This window comes from Achromobacter sp. GW823-FHT04E03, assembly GCF_058796095.1.
In genome coordinates, this window is record NZ_JBXAIJ010000002.1 from 1,627,033 (window position 1) to 1,642,026 (window position 14,994).

12 protein-coding genes are annotated in these 14,994 nt (G+C 67.9%); 6 read left to right on the top strand and 6 right to left on the bottom strand.

The features are described 5' to 3' along the window. Window positions 1-44: 44 nt before the first annotated feature. Window positions 45-1,331: an MFS transporter gene (locus AC1RHV_RS18735; RefSeq protein ID WP_125473155.1), complete on the top strand. Its 1,287-nt coding sequence runs from the start codon at window positions 45-47 to the stop codon at window positions 1,329-1,331. Here the strand turns inward: AC1RHV_RS18735 and AC1RHV_RS18740 are convergent. From AC1RHV_RS18740 to AC1RHV_RS18750, 3 genes are all read right to left on the bottom strand, one after another. Next, window positions 1,255-1,584 (bottom strand): protealysin inhibitor emfourin, encoded by a 330-nt coding sequence (locus tag AC1RHV_RS18740; protein ID WP_175180708.1) that lies wholly within the window; start codon window positions 1,582-1,584, stop codon window positions 1,255-1,257. The genes AC1RHV_RS18735 and AC1RHV_RS18740 overlap by 77 nt on opposite strands. Next, window positions 1,581-2,645 (bottom strand): M4 family metallopeptidase, encoded by a 1,065-nt coding sequence (locus AC1RHV_RS18745; protein ID WP_492301648.1) that lies wholly within the window; start codon window positions 2,643-2,645, stop codon window positions 1,581-1,583. The genes AC1RHV_RS18740 and AC1RHV_RS18745 overlap by 4 nt, the downstream gene beginning before the upstream one ends. Before the next feature lie 148 nt (window positions 2,646-2,793). Then, a complete protein-coding gene (locus AC1RHV_RS18750; protein ID WP_175160193.1) occupies window positions 2,794-3,261 on the bottom strand; it encodes an anti-virulence regulator CigR family protein in 468 nt (155 codons plus the stop codon). Between the two features lie 291 nt (window positions 3,262-3,552). Here AC1RHV_RS18750 and AC1RHV_RS18755 point away from each other — a divergent pair, with 291 nt between their 5' ends. Next, window positions 3,553-4,434, top strand: a complete 882-nt coding sequence (locus AC1RHV_RS18755) for a prohibitin family protein (protein WP_119449450.1) — start codon at window positions 3,553-3,555, stop codon at window positions 4,432-4,434. Here the strand turns inward: AC1RHV_RS18755 and AC1RHV_RS18760 are convergent. Next, window positions 4,427-6,532, bottom strand: a complete 2,106-nt coding sequence (locus AC1RHV_RS18760) for a PTS sugar transporter subunit IIC/EAL domain-containing protein (protein WP_492301649.1) — start codon at window positions 6,530-6,532, stop codon at window positions 4,427-4,429. The genes AC1RHV_RS18755 and AC1RHV_RS18760 overlap by 8 nt on opposite strands. A 245-nt stretch (window positions 6,533-6,777) precedes the next feature. Here AC1RHV_RS18760 and AC1RHV_RS18765 point away from each other — a divergent pair, with 245 nt between their 5' ends. The 4 genes from AC1RHV_RS18765 (at window position 6,778) to AC1RHV_RS18780 (ending at window position 11,203) form a co-directional block, all read left to right on the top strand. Beyond that, window positions 6,778-7,020, top strand: a complete 243-nt coding sequence (locus AC1RHV_RS18765) for a hypothetical protein (RefSeq protein ID WP_054451693.1) — start codon at window positions 6,778-6,780, stop codon at window positions 7,018-7,020. A 143-nt stretch (window positions 7,021-7,163) separates the two neighbouring features. Next, window positions 7,164-7,682, top strand: a complete 519-nt coding sequence (locus tag AC1RHV_RS18770) for a sigma-70 family RNA polymerase sigma factor (RefSeq protein ID WP_492301651.1) — start codon at window positions 7,164-7,166, stop codon at window positions 7,680-7,682. Further along, window positions 7,652-8,641 (top strand): FecR domain-containing protein, encoded by a 990-nt coding sequence (locus tag AC1RHV_RS18775; protein WP_175180710.1) that lies wholly within the window; start codon window positions 7,652-7,654, stop codon window positions 8,639-8,641. The genes AC1RHV_RS18770 and AC1RHV_RS18775 overlap by 31 nt, the downstream gene beginning before the upstream one ends. A gap of 96 nt (window positions 8,642-8,737) precedes the next feature. Next, window positions 8,738-11,203, top strand: a complete 2,466-nt coding sequence (locus AC1RHV_RS18780; RefSeq protein ID WP_492301652.1) for a TonB-dependent siderophore receptor — start codon at window positions 8,738-8,740, stop codon at window positions 11,201-11,203. Window positions 11,204-11,209: 6 nt separating this feature from the next. On the opposite strand, the gene AC1RHV_RS18785 is transcribed toward AC1RHV_RS18780, so the two are convergent. Both AC1RHV_RS18785 and acnA read right to left on the bottom strand, forming a co-directional pair. After that, entirely contained in the window at window positions 11,210-12,106 is an 897-nt protein-coding gene (locus AC1RHV_RS18785; protein WP_492301653.1) for a GntR family transcriptional regulator, read from the bottom strand. Continuing rightward, window positions 12,103-14,736: an aconitate hydratase AcnA gene (gene acnA, locus AC1RHV_RS18790; RefSeq protein WP_310534836.1), complete on the bottom strand. Its 2,634-nt coding sequence runs from the start codon at window positions 14,734-14,736 to the stop codon at window positions 12,103-12,105. The genes AC1RHV_RS18785 and acnA overlap by 4 nt, the downstream gene beginning before the upstream one ends. Window positions 14,737-14,994 lie beyond the last annotated feature (258 nt).

The following is a 14,994-nucleotide window of genomic DNA, read 5'->3' on the forward strand; positions in this document are numbered from 1 at the left end:
TTATGTCGAAATTCGGCGAAGGCGGCGATGCTTAAGCTGATGGCATGAATTCGCATCCCCTTACTTCCAAACGTCCCGCCGGCCATCCCGTGTTGCTGATCGCCGGCATTCTTTGCATGTCCATGGCGCTGCGCGCGCCCATTACCGGCGTGCCGCCGCTGACCGGCATGATCCGCGAGCAGCTGGGGCTGAGCGCCACCGCCGCGGGCATGCTGATCACCTTGCCCCTGCTGGCCTTTGCCGTGGTGTCGCTGTTCGCCGCGGGCCTGGCGCGCCGCCACGGGCTGGAGCGCAGCTTGTTTGCCGCCATGCTGCTGGTCGCGGCGGGCATCGTCGTGCGCACGCTGGGGCCGGCCTGGAGCCTGTTCCTGGGCACCGTGGTCATCGGCGCCGGCATCGCCATCGGCAACGTGCTGTTGCCCAGCCTCTTGAAGCGCGATTTCCCGCAGCAGGTCGCGGGCCTGACCTCGGCCTACGTGCTGACCATGAGCCTGGCCGCGGGGCTGGCGTCCGCCATCGCCATCCCGCTGGCCGGCCTGTCCGACGCGACCTGGCGCTTTTCCTCGGGCTGCCTGCTGGTGGTGCCCGTGCTCAGCGCCTTGCTATGGCTGCCGCAACTGGCCAACCACACCGCGCCTGCGGCATCCACGGCGCATGCGCCGCACGGCCCCCGCTTGTGGCGTTCTGCGCTGGCCTGGCAGGTGACGCTGTTCCTGGGCATCAATTCCTTCGTGTTCTATGTGGGCGTAAGCTGGCTGCCGGCCATTTTGCGCGATGCCGGCTACACGGCGGAACGCGCCGGCGCGCTGCATGGCCTGCTGCAGCTCATGTCGGCCGTCCCGGCCCTGTTCCTGGCTCCGGTGGTGCGGCGCCTGAAGGACCAGCGCGGCGCGGCGTTCTGCTCGGCCGCGGCCTCGTTTGTCGCGTTTGCCGGCCTGATCGTCGCGCCTGGCTGGGCGACGCTGTGGATCGTCCTGATGGGCCTGGGCACGGGCGGCGGCATCATCCTCGGCCTTGCATTCGTGGGCCTGCGCGCCAGCCATGCGCAGCAGGCAGCGGCGCTGTCGGGCATGGCGCAATGCGTGGGCTATCTGTTCGCGGCAAGCGGCCCTGCGCTGGCGGGCACGCTGCATGACACGCAGGGAGACTGGAGCCTGGCGCTGGCCCTGTGCGCGGTCTTGTGCCTGGCGATGGCGGCTACCGGTCTTTACGCGGGCCGCGCCATCCAGATCGGGCAATACCGGGACGCCGCGCTCAAGGCTGTCCGGCCCGGCTTTTCCACAAGCGCACCAGCGGCTCGGGCGCGTCGGTCTCCGGCACGTCGAAGCTGACGTCCGCGACGCCGTCGCCTTCGTACACGACCTCGACGTGGAAGTAGCGCTGGTCGCCGCCCGCCGGTGCGCAGCGCGGAACGGCCACCGGCGCGGCGCGTTGCAGGGCGTCGCAGACCTCCTGCCGCAGGTCCGGCGGGCAGGTGACGAGGTCGATGCTGCGAGGCTGCGCCAATGCGGGCACATAGGCCAGCCCGCCTTCGCGGGTCAGGCGCACCAGCATGGCAAGGTCCAGGGACGGCAGCTCGATCATGTCTGGACTCCCACGCCGGCCCACGCCCGGGCGACGGCGTCGCGCACGGCGGCCTCATGGCGTTCCGCCGCGACGGCCAGTGTCAGTTTCGCGAACTGCACGAAGTCGGCGTCGTGGCGCAGGCGCTTGTCGCACAGCGCGTCGTACCAGACGCGGCCCGCGCCGGCCCACGCGGGGCCTTGCAGCGCTGTGGCCGCCAGATAGAAGGCGCGGTTGGGAATGCCGGAATTGATGTGCACGCCGCCGTTGTCGTTTGGCGTGTCCACGTAGTCGCGCATGTGCGCGGGCTGCGGATCCTTGCCCAGCAGGGGATCGTCGTAGGCGCTGCCGGGCTCCGCCATGGAGCGCAGCGCGCGAGCGCGGATCCTGGGCTTGAACAGCCCGGCGCCCACCAGCCAATCGGCGTCGCGCGCGTCCTGGCCCAGCGTGTGCTGCTTGACCAGCGCGCCGAAGACGTCGCACAGGGATTCGTTCAGGGCGCCGGACTGGCCCTGGTAGAGCAGGGCGGCCTCGGCGTCGATCACGCCATGCGTGAGCTCGTGGCCGATGATGTCCACCGCCACCGTGAAGCGGTTGAACACTTCGCCGTCGCCATCGCCGAACACCATCTGCGCGCCGTTCCAGAAGGCGTTGTCGTAGTCTTCGCCGTAATGCACGGTGCCCACCAGCGGCAGGCCCAGGCCGTCGATGGAGTGGCGCTTGTAGACATCCCAGAACAGTTTGTAGGTCGAGCCCAGATGTTCATAGGCTTCGTCCACTGCCACGTCGCCGCTGGCGGGGGCGCCTTCGGCGCGCACCAGCTTGCCAGGCAGCGTGGTGGTGTTGGCGGCGTCGTGCACGGCGCGCTGGGGTGTGCCGGCGGGCGCCGCCTTCTTGGGGCGGGCTGGCTTGGCGCGCGGCGGCTGCACCGCCATCTCGCGCAGGCTGCGCTGCTGCTGGTCGATGATCAGCGTCTTGACCGCGGGCATGCTGACCCGCGCGTCGGCGTGTTGCGCCAGGCGATCGAGCATGTAGGGGGGGATCACGCCGATCAGCGGCGCGGACTCGGAAGGACGTGGCATGCGCGGTCTCCGTCGTGGGCGCCGGGCCAGGGCCGCGGCGCGAGGCGATTCAACGGTAGCAGATAGATCCGCGGCAGGGACGTAACAGTGTGCGGCCTGATGCTAGGAACTATGGACGCCGCGTGGCGGCGTCCATGACGCGCGGCGCCTAGTTGAACACGCCCGTGAGGACGTCCGCGACGACGGCGGTGGCGATGGCCACGAGGATCAGGTCGCTGCCCGCGACGCGCCATTCGTAGCCCGGGTGCACGGGCAGGCGCGCCAGCATGGGGCCGGGCACCATCTTCTTGGCGATGCCCGGAGGCAGGGGCTTGCCGCGCGCCAGGTTCTTGCGTATGCCCGGCGGCAGCGAGCCATAGCCCGTCGCCCCGGCCTGCACGGCATAGCCGCGCGCGGTGGAAACGGTGATGCCCGCGGTGCTGAGCGTGACGCTGACGCCGCCGTCCTGGCTCTGCTGGCCCTTGTTCTTGCCATTGCCATTGCCGTTACCGTTGCCGTTGCCTTGGCCCGCGTGATCCGGCTTGCCTTTGCCCTCGGGCGGCGCGGCCTGGGCTGGCGCGCCGAGCGCGGCGGCACAGGCAAGGATGGCAATGATCATTGAGGGTGTGCGGTGCATGGTTGCGGCTCCTGCAGTGTAGAGGTGCCTAGCGTAGCGCTGTCGTTGGACTCGCGCCACTGTCTGTTGCCGTCGCCATCGCAACAATCGCCACAATTCGTTTGATGTTCCACTCGCGATAGAATCCCCTGCTTATTTTCCGGGGGGGGGACGCACGATGAGGTATTTCCTGATCTTGGTTGGGGCGGCCGTGGTCGCTTATTTGCTGGCGCGCGGCATCGCCGCCGTGCTCTCGGACCGTAAACGTTCAAAATCAGAAAGGGATTCGAAGTGAAGCCGACAGATATCCAGATGGTCAAGACGATTGGTGCCGTAAAGCCGCGTAGTTTCAAGATCGCGTTGATCACGGCGGTGTTGTTTTTGCTGATCCTGTTCCTGGCTTTCGATTCCTGGTTCCAGGTCGATCAGGGCGAGCGCGGCGTGGTGCTGCGCAACGGCAAGCTGGTGCGCGTGTCGGAGCCGGGCCTGGACTTCAAGACGCCGTTCATCGACAACGTGATGACGGTGTCGGTGCGCGACCACACGTTCGTGTTTGAAAAGCTGGAAGCCTACAGCTATGACCAACAGCCGGCCACGCTACGCGTGTCGGTGACCTATCGCGTGCCGCCCGAGCACGTGGCCGAGCTGTACTCGGAGTACGGCACCATCAGCAATCTGCAGATGCGCGTGCTGGAGCGCAAGACGCCGGATTCGGTGAAGAACGTGTTCGGCCAGTACACCGCGGTGCGCGCCATCCAGGAACGCCAGAAGCTGGGCCAGGACGTGAACACTGCCGTGCTCAAGACGATGGAAGGCGCGCCGGTGCAGGTGGTGGGCGTGCAGATCGAGGAAGTCGGCTTCTCGCAGGCCTATGAGCATTCGATCGAACAGCGCATGCTGGCGCAGGTGCAGATCGAGACGACCCGCCAGCAGAAGGAAACGGCGATGATCAACGCCGAAATCCAGGTGGTGAAGGCCAAGGCGGAAGCCGACGCGCGCCGCCAGCAGTTCACGGCCGAGGCCGACGGCATCCGCATGCGCGGCGACGCCGAAGCGGCCGCGATCCGCGCCAAGGCCGAGGCCCTGGCCGCCAACACCAATCTTGTGAGCTTGAACGCGGTGGAGAAGTGGGACGGCGTGCTGCCGACCACGCAGGTGCCGAACGCGGCCCTGCCGTTCATCGGCATCAAGTAGGCGCCGCGGGCGCAGGCTGCGCCCGCAGCGGCGGTGCAGCCTGACGCTGCCGCGCGTAGTCCATGAGGCTGTCGCCCGACAATGCCTTGCTGTAGTACCACCCCTGCACGACGATCTCGGCGGGGGATTCCAGCGCCATCAGCTGCTGGTCCGTTTCCACGCCTTCCACCACGATCTGCAGGTTCAGCGCTTCGCAAAAGCGCAGCAGGCCGTTCAGGACCAGCGCGCCGCGGGCGCTGTCTTGCGCCACGACGAAGCTGCGGTCGATCTTGACCGCGTCGATTTCGAACTGGTGCAGATAGCTCAGGGCGGAATAGCCGGTGCCGAAATCATCGATGTAGATACGGGCGCCTATCGCGTGCAGGCGGTCGAAGGCGGTGTGCAGCGCCTGCGTGTCCTCCACCAGCGCGTCCTCGGTCAGCTCGACCGAGACCTGGCCGCCAGCCTGCGCCAGCACCTTGATCAGTTTCTCCAGGTAGTCGCCGGACGTCAGCGTGCCGGCCGTGACGTTGATGGTCATCGGCAAGGCGAAGTCGCGCTTGCGCCATTGCAGGCATTGCTGCACGGCCTGCCTGGCCACCCACAGGTCCACCTCTCGCATCAGGTCGGCCTGCGCCAGCCAGCGCAGGAATTCCACCGGCGTTTGCCGCGCGCCGTCGGGGCCGGTGGCGCGCAGCAGCGCTTCGCAGCCCGTGCACAGGCCACTGCGCAATGACACCTGCGGCTGGAACTCCAGATGGAAGTCGTATTGGCTGATGGCGCGGATGCGGGTGTTTTCGGCGTTGCGGCGCGCGCGGTCGGCATAGGTCTGCACCACGGGATCGTGCGCGTACAGCAGCGATTCTTCTTGCAACCGGGTGAAGGTCGTGTCCAGCGATTTGAAGTAGACGGTGGCGCTTTCCTGGCGCTGTCGCTCCAGCGCGACGACAAAGGGCGCGTACAAACACGCGCCCAGCGCCACCAGCACCAGCTGCAGCGCCACGCCGCCCAGGCTGCCGCCGGCCGCGATGTAGGCGTTGAACAGCACCGGTGAGGTCAGCGGCAGGGTCGTCGTCGCGGAAGGCAGCCAGCCCAGCTGCACGACGGCCAAAGCGAGGATGGCGTTGGTCACCGGCGCCAGGATGAACGGCGCCAGCAGGCGCGGATTCAGGATCAGGGGCAGCCCGAACAGCAGGATTTCATTCACGTTCAGCAGCGCCACGGGCAGGCTGGCCAGCGCCAGCAGGCGCAGCGATTCGCCGCGCGCAAACACCAGCATGGCCACCGCCAGCGACAGCGTCGCGCCCGATCCGCCGATGAAGACGAAAGCGCCCAGAAGGGTGCTGTTCAAGGCATACATGCCTTCGTAGCCGGCGGACTGGGTGGCGGCATTCAGCATGACCGCCTGGTCCATGACGCTCATCAGGGGAGCCAGCGCGTGGTAGCCGTGTATGCCGAAGAACCACAGCAGGGAATTCAGGCCGGCGACCAGCGCGCCCGAGGTGAAGGGGCTGTCCAGCGAGGCCAGGCTCAAGGGGATGTTGAATTTCGCCACGGCGGGAATCTGCAGCGCGGCGGACAACGCCAGCACGACCAGGGTGGCCGTCAGCAGGCCCGGCACGACCATGTTCAGCGTGTCGCGGACGTTTTCGCTGATAACGCCGTCGGGCGCCAGCTGGGTCCAGCGGCGGCGGTGCAGCCACGCCATCAATGGCACGGTCAACAAGGGCGAAACGATGGCGATGAACAGAACCAGGGTGGCGGCGGCCTGGGGGTAGGGCGCCATCAGGCCGTCGGCGATCATCACGTAGGACAGGCACAGGAACGCGGTGGGCAGATGCGGCACCCGGTGGCGGAACGACAGCATGTAGCCGATGGATGTGCCGGCCAGGATAGGCATGAGGTTCGTCAGCTTGTCGTGGACGGCGGTCAGCAGTTCCACGACGGTGGCTGGCAGGCCCAGTTGCCGGGCGACGACGGACAGCACCAGGAACAGCGCCGTGACCAGCAGGCACGGCAGGGTCCAGAGCAGGCCCTCGCGTATGGCGCGCAGCGCGCTCGCGCCCGCCAGCGCAGCCAGCCGATCTTTTGGATAACGCATCAGGGCCAGTTTCGGCATGGCGGTTCGCCCAATAGTCCGTGCAAGCGAAGACCCCGCTCCCGTGTTTGTAAGAATATTTTGCTACATCCTAGCCCCGCTTTTCCAGGTTTAGCAATCGACGCCTAACAGAATGTCAGGGATTCCCCTCTATCAAGAATTGCAAAGCGGGCGCAAGGTGGCAGCACAGGCACACGGGGACGCTATACGATCAAGCGTCGTTCGCCCGGTGGCGGGACTACAAGCTTCAGAAAGAGGAGACGTGGATGTCTCAGTTGGATTGGACGTCCGGCGATACCAAGCCGGACCGGCAGGGGTACTACGAAACGCGATACGACACAGGATGCACGGCCATCACGCTGTACAGCGTGCTGGGTTGGATGCCGGTGAAAACGCCCGGCAACATGGTGAGCTGGCGCCCTTTGCCGCCAGCCGTCGAAAGACAGGAAGCCGAGCGCCACATCCAGGAACTGCGAGAGGCGCAAAGCCACGTTCCCATGGATTACTGACGGAATAGGCAGGCCTGTCCGCTACCAAGCATTACCCGTGCGGCGCCTGGCATGCCGCTGTAGCCGCGGGCGCGTCCATGGCGGGCGGGGGGATACGCTAGAATATAAATAGTTCCTATTTAGATTCTATAGCCAGGTGCGCCTTGCCTACGTCCGACTCGCCGCCCGCCGATCCCGTCGCGCAACTCTATCGTGACCACCACGGCTGGCTGTCGGTCTGGTTGCGCAGGAAGCTGGGCAATTCTTTCGACGCGGCGGATCTGGCCCACGATACCTTCGTGCGGCTGATGGCCGGGCGGCGCAGGACGGACGTGGGCGCCGAGCCGCGCGCGTTGCTGACCCACATTGCGAAGGGCTTGGTGGTGGACCACTGGCGCCGGCGGGCGCTGGAAGAGGCCTTTCTGGCCGCGCTGGCGCAATTGCCCGAGCAGCAGGCGCCTTCGCCCGAAGCGCGCGCCCTGATTTTGGAAACCTTGCGCGCCATCGATACGGCGTTGCGGACGCTGTCCGCCAAAACGCGCGAGATCTTCCTGATGTCGCAGTTCGACGGCATGGGCTACGACGCGATCGCGCAAAGCCTGGGCGTGTCGCTGTCCACGGTCAAGCGCCATGTGCAGGCGGCGCTGGCCGCATGCCTGATCGCAAGCCAGGCCGACGCGTGATCGATCCCGCCATCCTGAAGGAAGCGGCCGGCTGGCTGGTGCGCTTCCAATCCGAGACCTTGTCGCCGGCGGACTGCGAGTCCTTCGACCGCTGGCGCGGCCGTAGCGCCGCGCACGCCGCGGCCTGGCAGCGTGCGGAAGAAATGCTGCGCGGATTCGGCCAGGTGCCGCCGCGTGTCGCCGCCGATACCTTGCGGCGGCTGGATCGCCCGCGACGCCGGCAGGCGCTGCGGGCGCTGGCTGGCCTGCTGGTGCTGGGACCGGCGGCCTGGCTGGCCGGACGCGAGCTGCCCTGGCGCGAATGGAGCGCGGATGCGCGCACTGCGACGGGCGAACAACGCCGCATGAACCTGACCGACGGCACGCAGCTGGTGCTCAACACGGCCAGCGCGGTCGATATCGAATACACCGCCAGGCAGCGCACGTTGTGGCTACGGGCGGGCGAAATCCTGTTGACCACGGGCCGCGACTCGCCACAGCTGCAGCGGCCCTTTGTCGTCCAGACCGCGCAAGGCGCGATACGCGCGCTGGGCACGCGGTTCCTGGTGCGCGACGAAGGCGACGCCGTGCGCGTGGCGGTGTTCGAGGGCGCAGTGGAGATCCGGCCCAAGTCGGCGGGGGCCGGCGCCACGGTGCTGCCGGCCGGGCAGCAGACCGTCTTCAATGGGCGCGAGGTGCGACCCCAGGCGGCGGTGGACGCCACGGCCGCCTCATGGGAGCAGGGCATGCTCGCCGTGCGCGACTGGCGCCTGGCGGACCTGGTGGATGAGCTGGGCCGGTATCGCCGCGGCGTGTTGCGCTGTGATCCGGCGGTGGCAGGGCTGCGGGTATCGGGGGCATTTCCCTTGAACGACACCGATGCCAGCTTGCGGTTGCTGGAAAAGACCCTGCCCGTGAGAGTGAGCCGGATCACGCCGTACTGGACCACGGTTGCCGCCCGCGCCGGCGTTACAAATTAATCTCAGTCGGGCTGAACCTTTTTTCCGCTTCGTCCGGTGTACCGGGTGAACCGCCGCGTATCGCGCGCCACCCAGACCCTTACGAAGGATAGCTTCATGGTTTCCCGAATCTCCCGTCCGCCATGCCCGGCCCGTGGAACAGCTGTCCTGCCGCCGCTGGCGGCGCTGCTGCGGGCCGCCGGCATGGGCTTGGCCCTGCTGGCTGGGGCGGGGACCACGCCGCCAGCGCTGGCCGCCGACGCCGTCAGCGCGGCGGCGCGCAAGTCCTACGCGATCCCGGCAGGCCCGCTGGGCGATGCGCTGGCCCGGTTCGCCGCCGTCGCGGGCGTGCCGCTGTCGTTCGATCCGGCCATGGTGGCGGGACTGCACAGCAACGGACTGGACGGCGACTACACCGTGAAGGAAGGCTTTTCCCGTTTGCTGTCGGGGTCGGGCTATGGCTTGTCGGAGCAGGGCGGCGGCGCCTATTCGCTGCGCAAGCTGCCGTCGGGGTCCGACGAGTCGGCCATCGTGCTGCCCGCGGTCACCGTCGCCGGCGCCGCTGCGGCCCCCTTCGCGCTGCCGGCGGAGTACGAGGGCGGCCAGGTGGCCAGGGGCGGACGCCTGGGCCTGCTGGGCAACCGCGACGTGATGGATACGCCGTTCAACGTCACCAACTACACCTCGGACCTGTTGGCGAACCGTCAGGCGGTCACGCTGGCCGACGCGCTGAACGTTGAACCCTCGGTGCGTTTCACCGGACAGATCGGCGGCGTGACCGACTCGTTCTACATCCGGGGCTTTCCCATCGGCGAAGGCAACCTGGGCGAAATCGCCTTTGACGGGGTTTATGGCGTGGCGCCCAACTATCACGTCTTCACCGACTACATCGAGCGGGTCGAAGTGCTGAAAGGGCCGGCCGCGCTGCTGTACGGCATGTCGCCCAACAGCGGCGTGGGCGGCGTGATCAACATGGTGCCCAAGCGGGCGCTGCCGCAGGACCTGAGCCGCGTGTCCGCCGACTATGTGGGCGACTCGCAATTGGGCGCGCGCGCGGACCTGAGCCGTCGCTTCGGCAAGGACGGGGAATGGGGCGTGCGCGTCAACGGCATGCACCGCCAGGGCGATACGCCGCTGGACAATCTGTATTCGCGCACCGACATCGGCGCCCTGTCGCTGGACTACCAGGGCGAGCGGCTGCGCGCTTCGCTGGACCTGCTGACGCAGAATGAAAAGATCGACGCGCCCACGCGGCCGTTCCTGGTGGCCGCCGGCATCGACGTGCCGCATGCGGCAGATGGACGGCGCAACGCCACCCAGCCCTGGGGCTGGTGGAAGTCCGATGGGCAATCGGCGCTGCTGCGGATCGAGTACGACATCAGCGACCGCCTGACGGTGTTCGCCGACGCGGGCGGCTCGGACACCAATGTGTCGCGTCTGTCGGACCAGACGCCCACCATTGTCAACGAGGCCGGCGACACGGTGGTCACGCCGAACAACTTCAGGTTCGAAGTCAACCGCAGCACCTACAACGCAGGCCTGCGCGCCAAGCTGGACACAGGCCCGGTGCGCCATGCCATCAGCTTCATGGGCAGCCTGTACAGCGACCGGAATTCGCAGGCCAGCGTGACGGGTACGCCGCTCACGTCGAACATCTACCATCCGATCACGCGGCCGCAGCAAGATATCCCGGCGCCGGCCAACGTGCCCAAGATTTCCTCGTCCGATCTTTCCGGCCTGGCGCTGGCCGATACGCTCAGCATCCTGGACGAGCGCGCGCAGCTTACGCTGGGCGTGCGCCAGCAGCGCATCCAATCCCGCAATTTCAATGCCACGACCGGCGCGCGCACCGTCAGCTATGACGAAAGCGCGACCACGCCGCTGGCGGGCATCGTCATCAAGCCCTGGAGCAATGTCTCGCTGTATGCCAACTACATCGAAGGCCTGAGCAAGGGCGACGTGGCGCCGGCCACCGCCTCCAACGCCGGCCAGGTGTTCAAGCCCTACACGGCCCGGCAGAAGGAAGTGGGCGTGAAGGTGGACCTGGACAGCGCCATGCTGACCCTGAGCGCGTTCGAGATCACCAAGCCCAGCGGCCAGTTGACCAACGGCGTGTACGGCGCGGACAGCGAGCAGCGCAATCGGGGCCTGGAACTGAACCTGGCCGGCGAACCGTGGCGCGGCCTGCGCCTGCTGGGCGGCGTGACCTGGCTGGACGCGGAGCTGACGCGCGCCGGCAATAGTGCTTTGGTCGGCAACCGGCCGGTGGGCGTGCCCAAGGTGTCGGTGAACCTGGGCGCGGAATGGGATACGCCTTGGGTCGCGGGCCTGACCCTGACCGGCAGCGTGATGCACACCGGCAGCGAATACATCAATCAGGCCAATACCCAGTCGGTGCCATCGTGGACCACCTTCGATCTGGGCGCACGCTATGCCACCAAGGTCTATGGCAAGGACCTCACGCTGCGGGCCAACGTGGTGAACGTGTTCAACAAGGCTTACTGGTCGGGAGTGGCCTCGTATGGCACGATCTCCCAAGGGGTGCCGCGCACGTTGATGCTATCCGCGTCGATGGACTTCTGACCGGCGCTAGGACGCCAGCAGCCCGCTGATGCGGGCCAGGTTGTCCAGCGTGCTGCGCAGGTGCTCCGCCAGCTGCGCCGCGGCCTCTTCGTTGCGTTCGTCTTCCAGCAGGTCCAGGATGGCCAGGTGCTGTTCGCAATGCTGCTTGTAGCGGCTGCGGTCTTGCATGGATCGGTACGAAAGCAGCCGGCGCACGCGGTTCACCCGCTTGATCGCGTCGATGAAGAAGGGATTGCCCGAGGCCTCCACCAGAGATTCATGGAAGCGTACGCCGCGCTCGTGCAGCTGGTCGGCGGTGTCGGTGGCGATGCCGCCGTCCAGCAGGTGCTTTTCGGCCGCGCGGCAACGCGCCAGCACCTGTTTGTCGATGTGAAATCCCGGTTCGAGCAGCGCGGCCGGTTCCAGCGCCAGCCGCAGGCGGTAGGACTGCAGCAGGCTGTCAGGGGTGGTCATCATGGATGAAAATTCCCAGCCATAGCCGGGCCGCCGCTCTGCCCAGCCTTCCTGCGCGATGCGGCCCAGCAGGGCTTGGGTCTGCGCCGCCGTCAGGCCATAGCGGGCGCGCAGCAGCGCTTCGCTGCATTGCATGGGCAGTTCGCCGCGCAGCAGTTCATCGGCCAGCTTGAAGTAGCTGTGCGTGACGATGTCGTCGACGAAGGGCGGCGCCAGGTCCCCGTGCAAGTCCGCCAGCGCGGCGTGATCCCGTTCCAGGAAGTAGCCGCGGTTGGGCTTGCGCGAGACGATGCCGCGTTGCTCCAGGATGCCCAGCGCGTCGTTGACCGGCGAGCGCGACAGGCGCAGCCGGTCGGCGATCTTCTGCGCGGTCAGGTGCGCGCCCGCGGGCAGGCGGTCTGCCTGGATCAGCGCCAGGATTTTCGCGGCGGTATTGGATTGGGCGCTCATGCGTTGCGGACGGCGGAATGGATGGTGTCCGAGAGGATAGCGGGAATGACGCCGCCCATGCGCAGCAGCCTGACTTCCAGCCGGGTCTCGACCGCCGCCGTCGCCTGTAGCGTCTCGGCGGCGCCGCCGGCGCGCAAGAGGCGCACGGCCACGGGCATGCGCGGCGTCAGCGCGGCGGCCGGGGCATCGATCTCGATCCGGTCGCCGGGCCGGATGCGCAGTGTTGCCGGCGTGACGCCGGCGGGCAGGCGCAAGGGCAGGATGCCCATGCCGATCAGGTTGGAGCGGTGGATGCGTTCGAAGCTGACCGCCAGCACGCAGCGGATGCCCAGCAGGCGCTGTCCTTTGGCGGCCCAGTCGCGCGAGGAACCCGTGCCATAGCGTTCGCCTGCCACCAGGACCACGGGCTGGCCGGCCCGGGCGTAACGGCCGGCGGCCTCCCAGATCGGCTCCACCCGGCCGCTGGGCGCATGCAGGGTGTGGCCAACCGGCGCTTCGGGTATGAGCAGATTGACGAGGCTCTTGCTGTAGAACGCGGCGCGCAGCATGACCTGCCAGTTGCCGCGGCGCGATGCGAAGACGTTCAGGTCGTTGCGGTCGTCGCCGCGTTCGACCAGGAAGTCGGCGATCAGGCTGTCCGGCGGAATGGCGCTGGCGGGCGACAGGTGATCGGTGGTCACGTCGTCGCCCAGCACCAGCAGGGGATGCGCGGTGTAGCGGCCCAACTGGCCGGCCGCTTCGGTGCTGGCGAACGGCGGGCGGCGCAGCGCGGTGGAGGCGGGGTCCCAGGGAAAGCGCGCCGAGTCCGGCGATTGCAGCGCATGCCATGCCGGGTTGGCGCTGGCGATCCGGAAGGCCTGGCGGTAATCGGCGGGCTGCTGGCCGGCGGCCAGCGCGGCGTCTATCTCCGCGTCGTCAGGCCAGAGCTCGCGCAGATGGATGGCGCGGCCGTCGGGGGCGGTCTGCACGGGTTCGCAGCTCAGGTCGCGTTCGGCGTCGCCCGCCAACGCGTAGGCGATGACCAGCGCCGGCGACATGAGAAAGCCCAGGTCCAGGTCCGGATGGATGCGGCCAGCGAAATTGCGGTTGCCGGACAGCACCGCCACGGGATGGACCGCGCCCGCCGCCATGGCCGCGCGCACGGGTTCGGGGAGGGGGCCGGAATTGCCGATGCAGGTGGTGCAGCCGTAGCCCACGATGTCGAAGCCCACGGCGGCCAGATCTTCCAGCAGCCCGGCGCGCGCGAGATACGCCGCCGCCGCGGGCGAGCCGGGAGCCAATGAGGTTTTCACCCAGGCGGGCACGCGCAGGCCGGCCTGGCGCGCCTTGCGGGCCAGCAGGCCAGCTGCGGACAGCAGCCGTGGATCCGAGGTATTGGTGCAGCTGGTGATGGCTGCGATCGCCACGGCGTAGCGGGGCAGGCCGCGCGCAGGGACTGCCGGCGCGTCCGCCAAGCCGGCCAGGATGGCCTTGGTGTGTCCGTAGGGATGCAGGTCCTGCGGCCGACGCGGACCGGCCACATGCATCTGCACGCGGTCCAGCGCGATGTCGACGACGCGGGTGTAGCGCGGCTCGGCAGCGGGGTCATAGGCGATGCCGGCGCGCTCGGCGTAGGCCTGTACCTGCGCGATCAGCGTCTCGGGCCGGCCCGTCTGGCGCAGATAGGCCAGCGTCTGCCTGTCGATGGGAAAGTAGCCCGTGGTGGCGCCGTACTCGGGCGCCATGTTGGCCACCACGCAGCGGCTGCCGGCCGGCAGCGTGGCCACGCCGGGTCCGAAGAACTCCACGAATTCGCCGGACACCTGGATCTCGCGCAGGCGCTGCGTCACGGTCAGCGCCAGGTCGGTCGCGCTGACTCCCGCGCTCAGCGCGCCGGTCAGCCGCACGCCGATCACGTCCGGAATGCGCAGCAGCGTGGGCATGCCGAACATCACCGTCTGCGCCTCCAGGCCGCCCACGCCCCAGCCCAGCACGCCGATGCCGTTGACCATGGGCGTGTGGCTGTCGGTACCTATCATCATGTCCGGATGCAGCGCGATGCCGTCGGCGTCTTCCTGCCCGCAAACCACGGTCGCCAGCTGTTCCAGGTTGATGGTGTGCATGATGCCGGTGCCTGGCGGATGGATGCGCACATTCGACAGGGCTTTGGAGGCCCAGCGCAGGAAGCGGTAGCGCTCGGCGTTGCGGCGCAGCTCCAGGTCCAGATTCAATTCCGCGGCGTCGGCGCGCGCATAGGACTGCACCGCCAGCGAATGGTCTACCGACACGTCCACGGGCAGCACGGGATTCAGCGCGGAAGGATCCACGCCGCCCTCGGCCAGCGCGTCGCGCATCGCGGCGATGTCGACCAGGGCCGGGGTGCTGGTGGTGTCGTGCATCAGCACGCGCCCGGGCTGGAAGGCGATCTCGGCTTCGCTGGTGCCGTGCTCCAGCCAGCCAAACAGCGCCGCGGCGGCCGCGTCGCGCTCCGCGTCGTGCATGTTGCGCAGCGCGTTTTCCAGCAGCAGCCGCAGCACTACGGGCAGGCGGAAGTACTGGGCGCCGTACATGCCGGGCAGGTCCAGGCAGGTATGGAGGACGCCATTGAGGGTGAAGGCGGCGTGGCGGGGCGTGACGGCAGGGATATGCATGACCGTCATTTTGCATATTGAATTGTCAAAATGCAATTATAGAAAACTGGGACGGATGAATCGAGGTCCGCGCCGAAGTCGCCTGGAGCCCGTCCGTCGCGGGCTCAGCGCATGACGGCGTCCAGTGCGCTCGGCGCCGGCGGGGTCATGGCCCGCCGTTGCGGATCAGGTCTGTCGGAATTTGATGCCAGGCGAGCCTCCTGCGTCGCGCAGGAGGCCTGCAGTATGCTTACCGGCTTCATGGACATTCCCGACGTT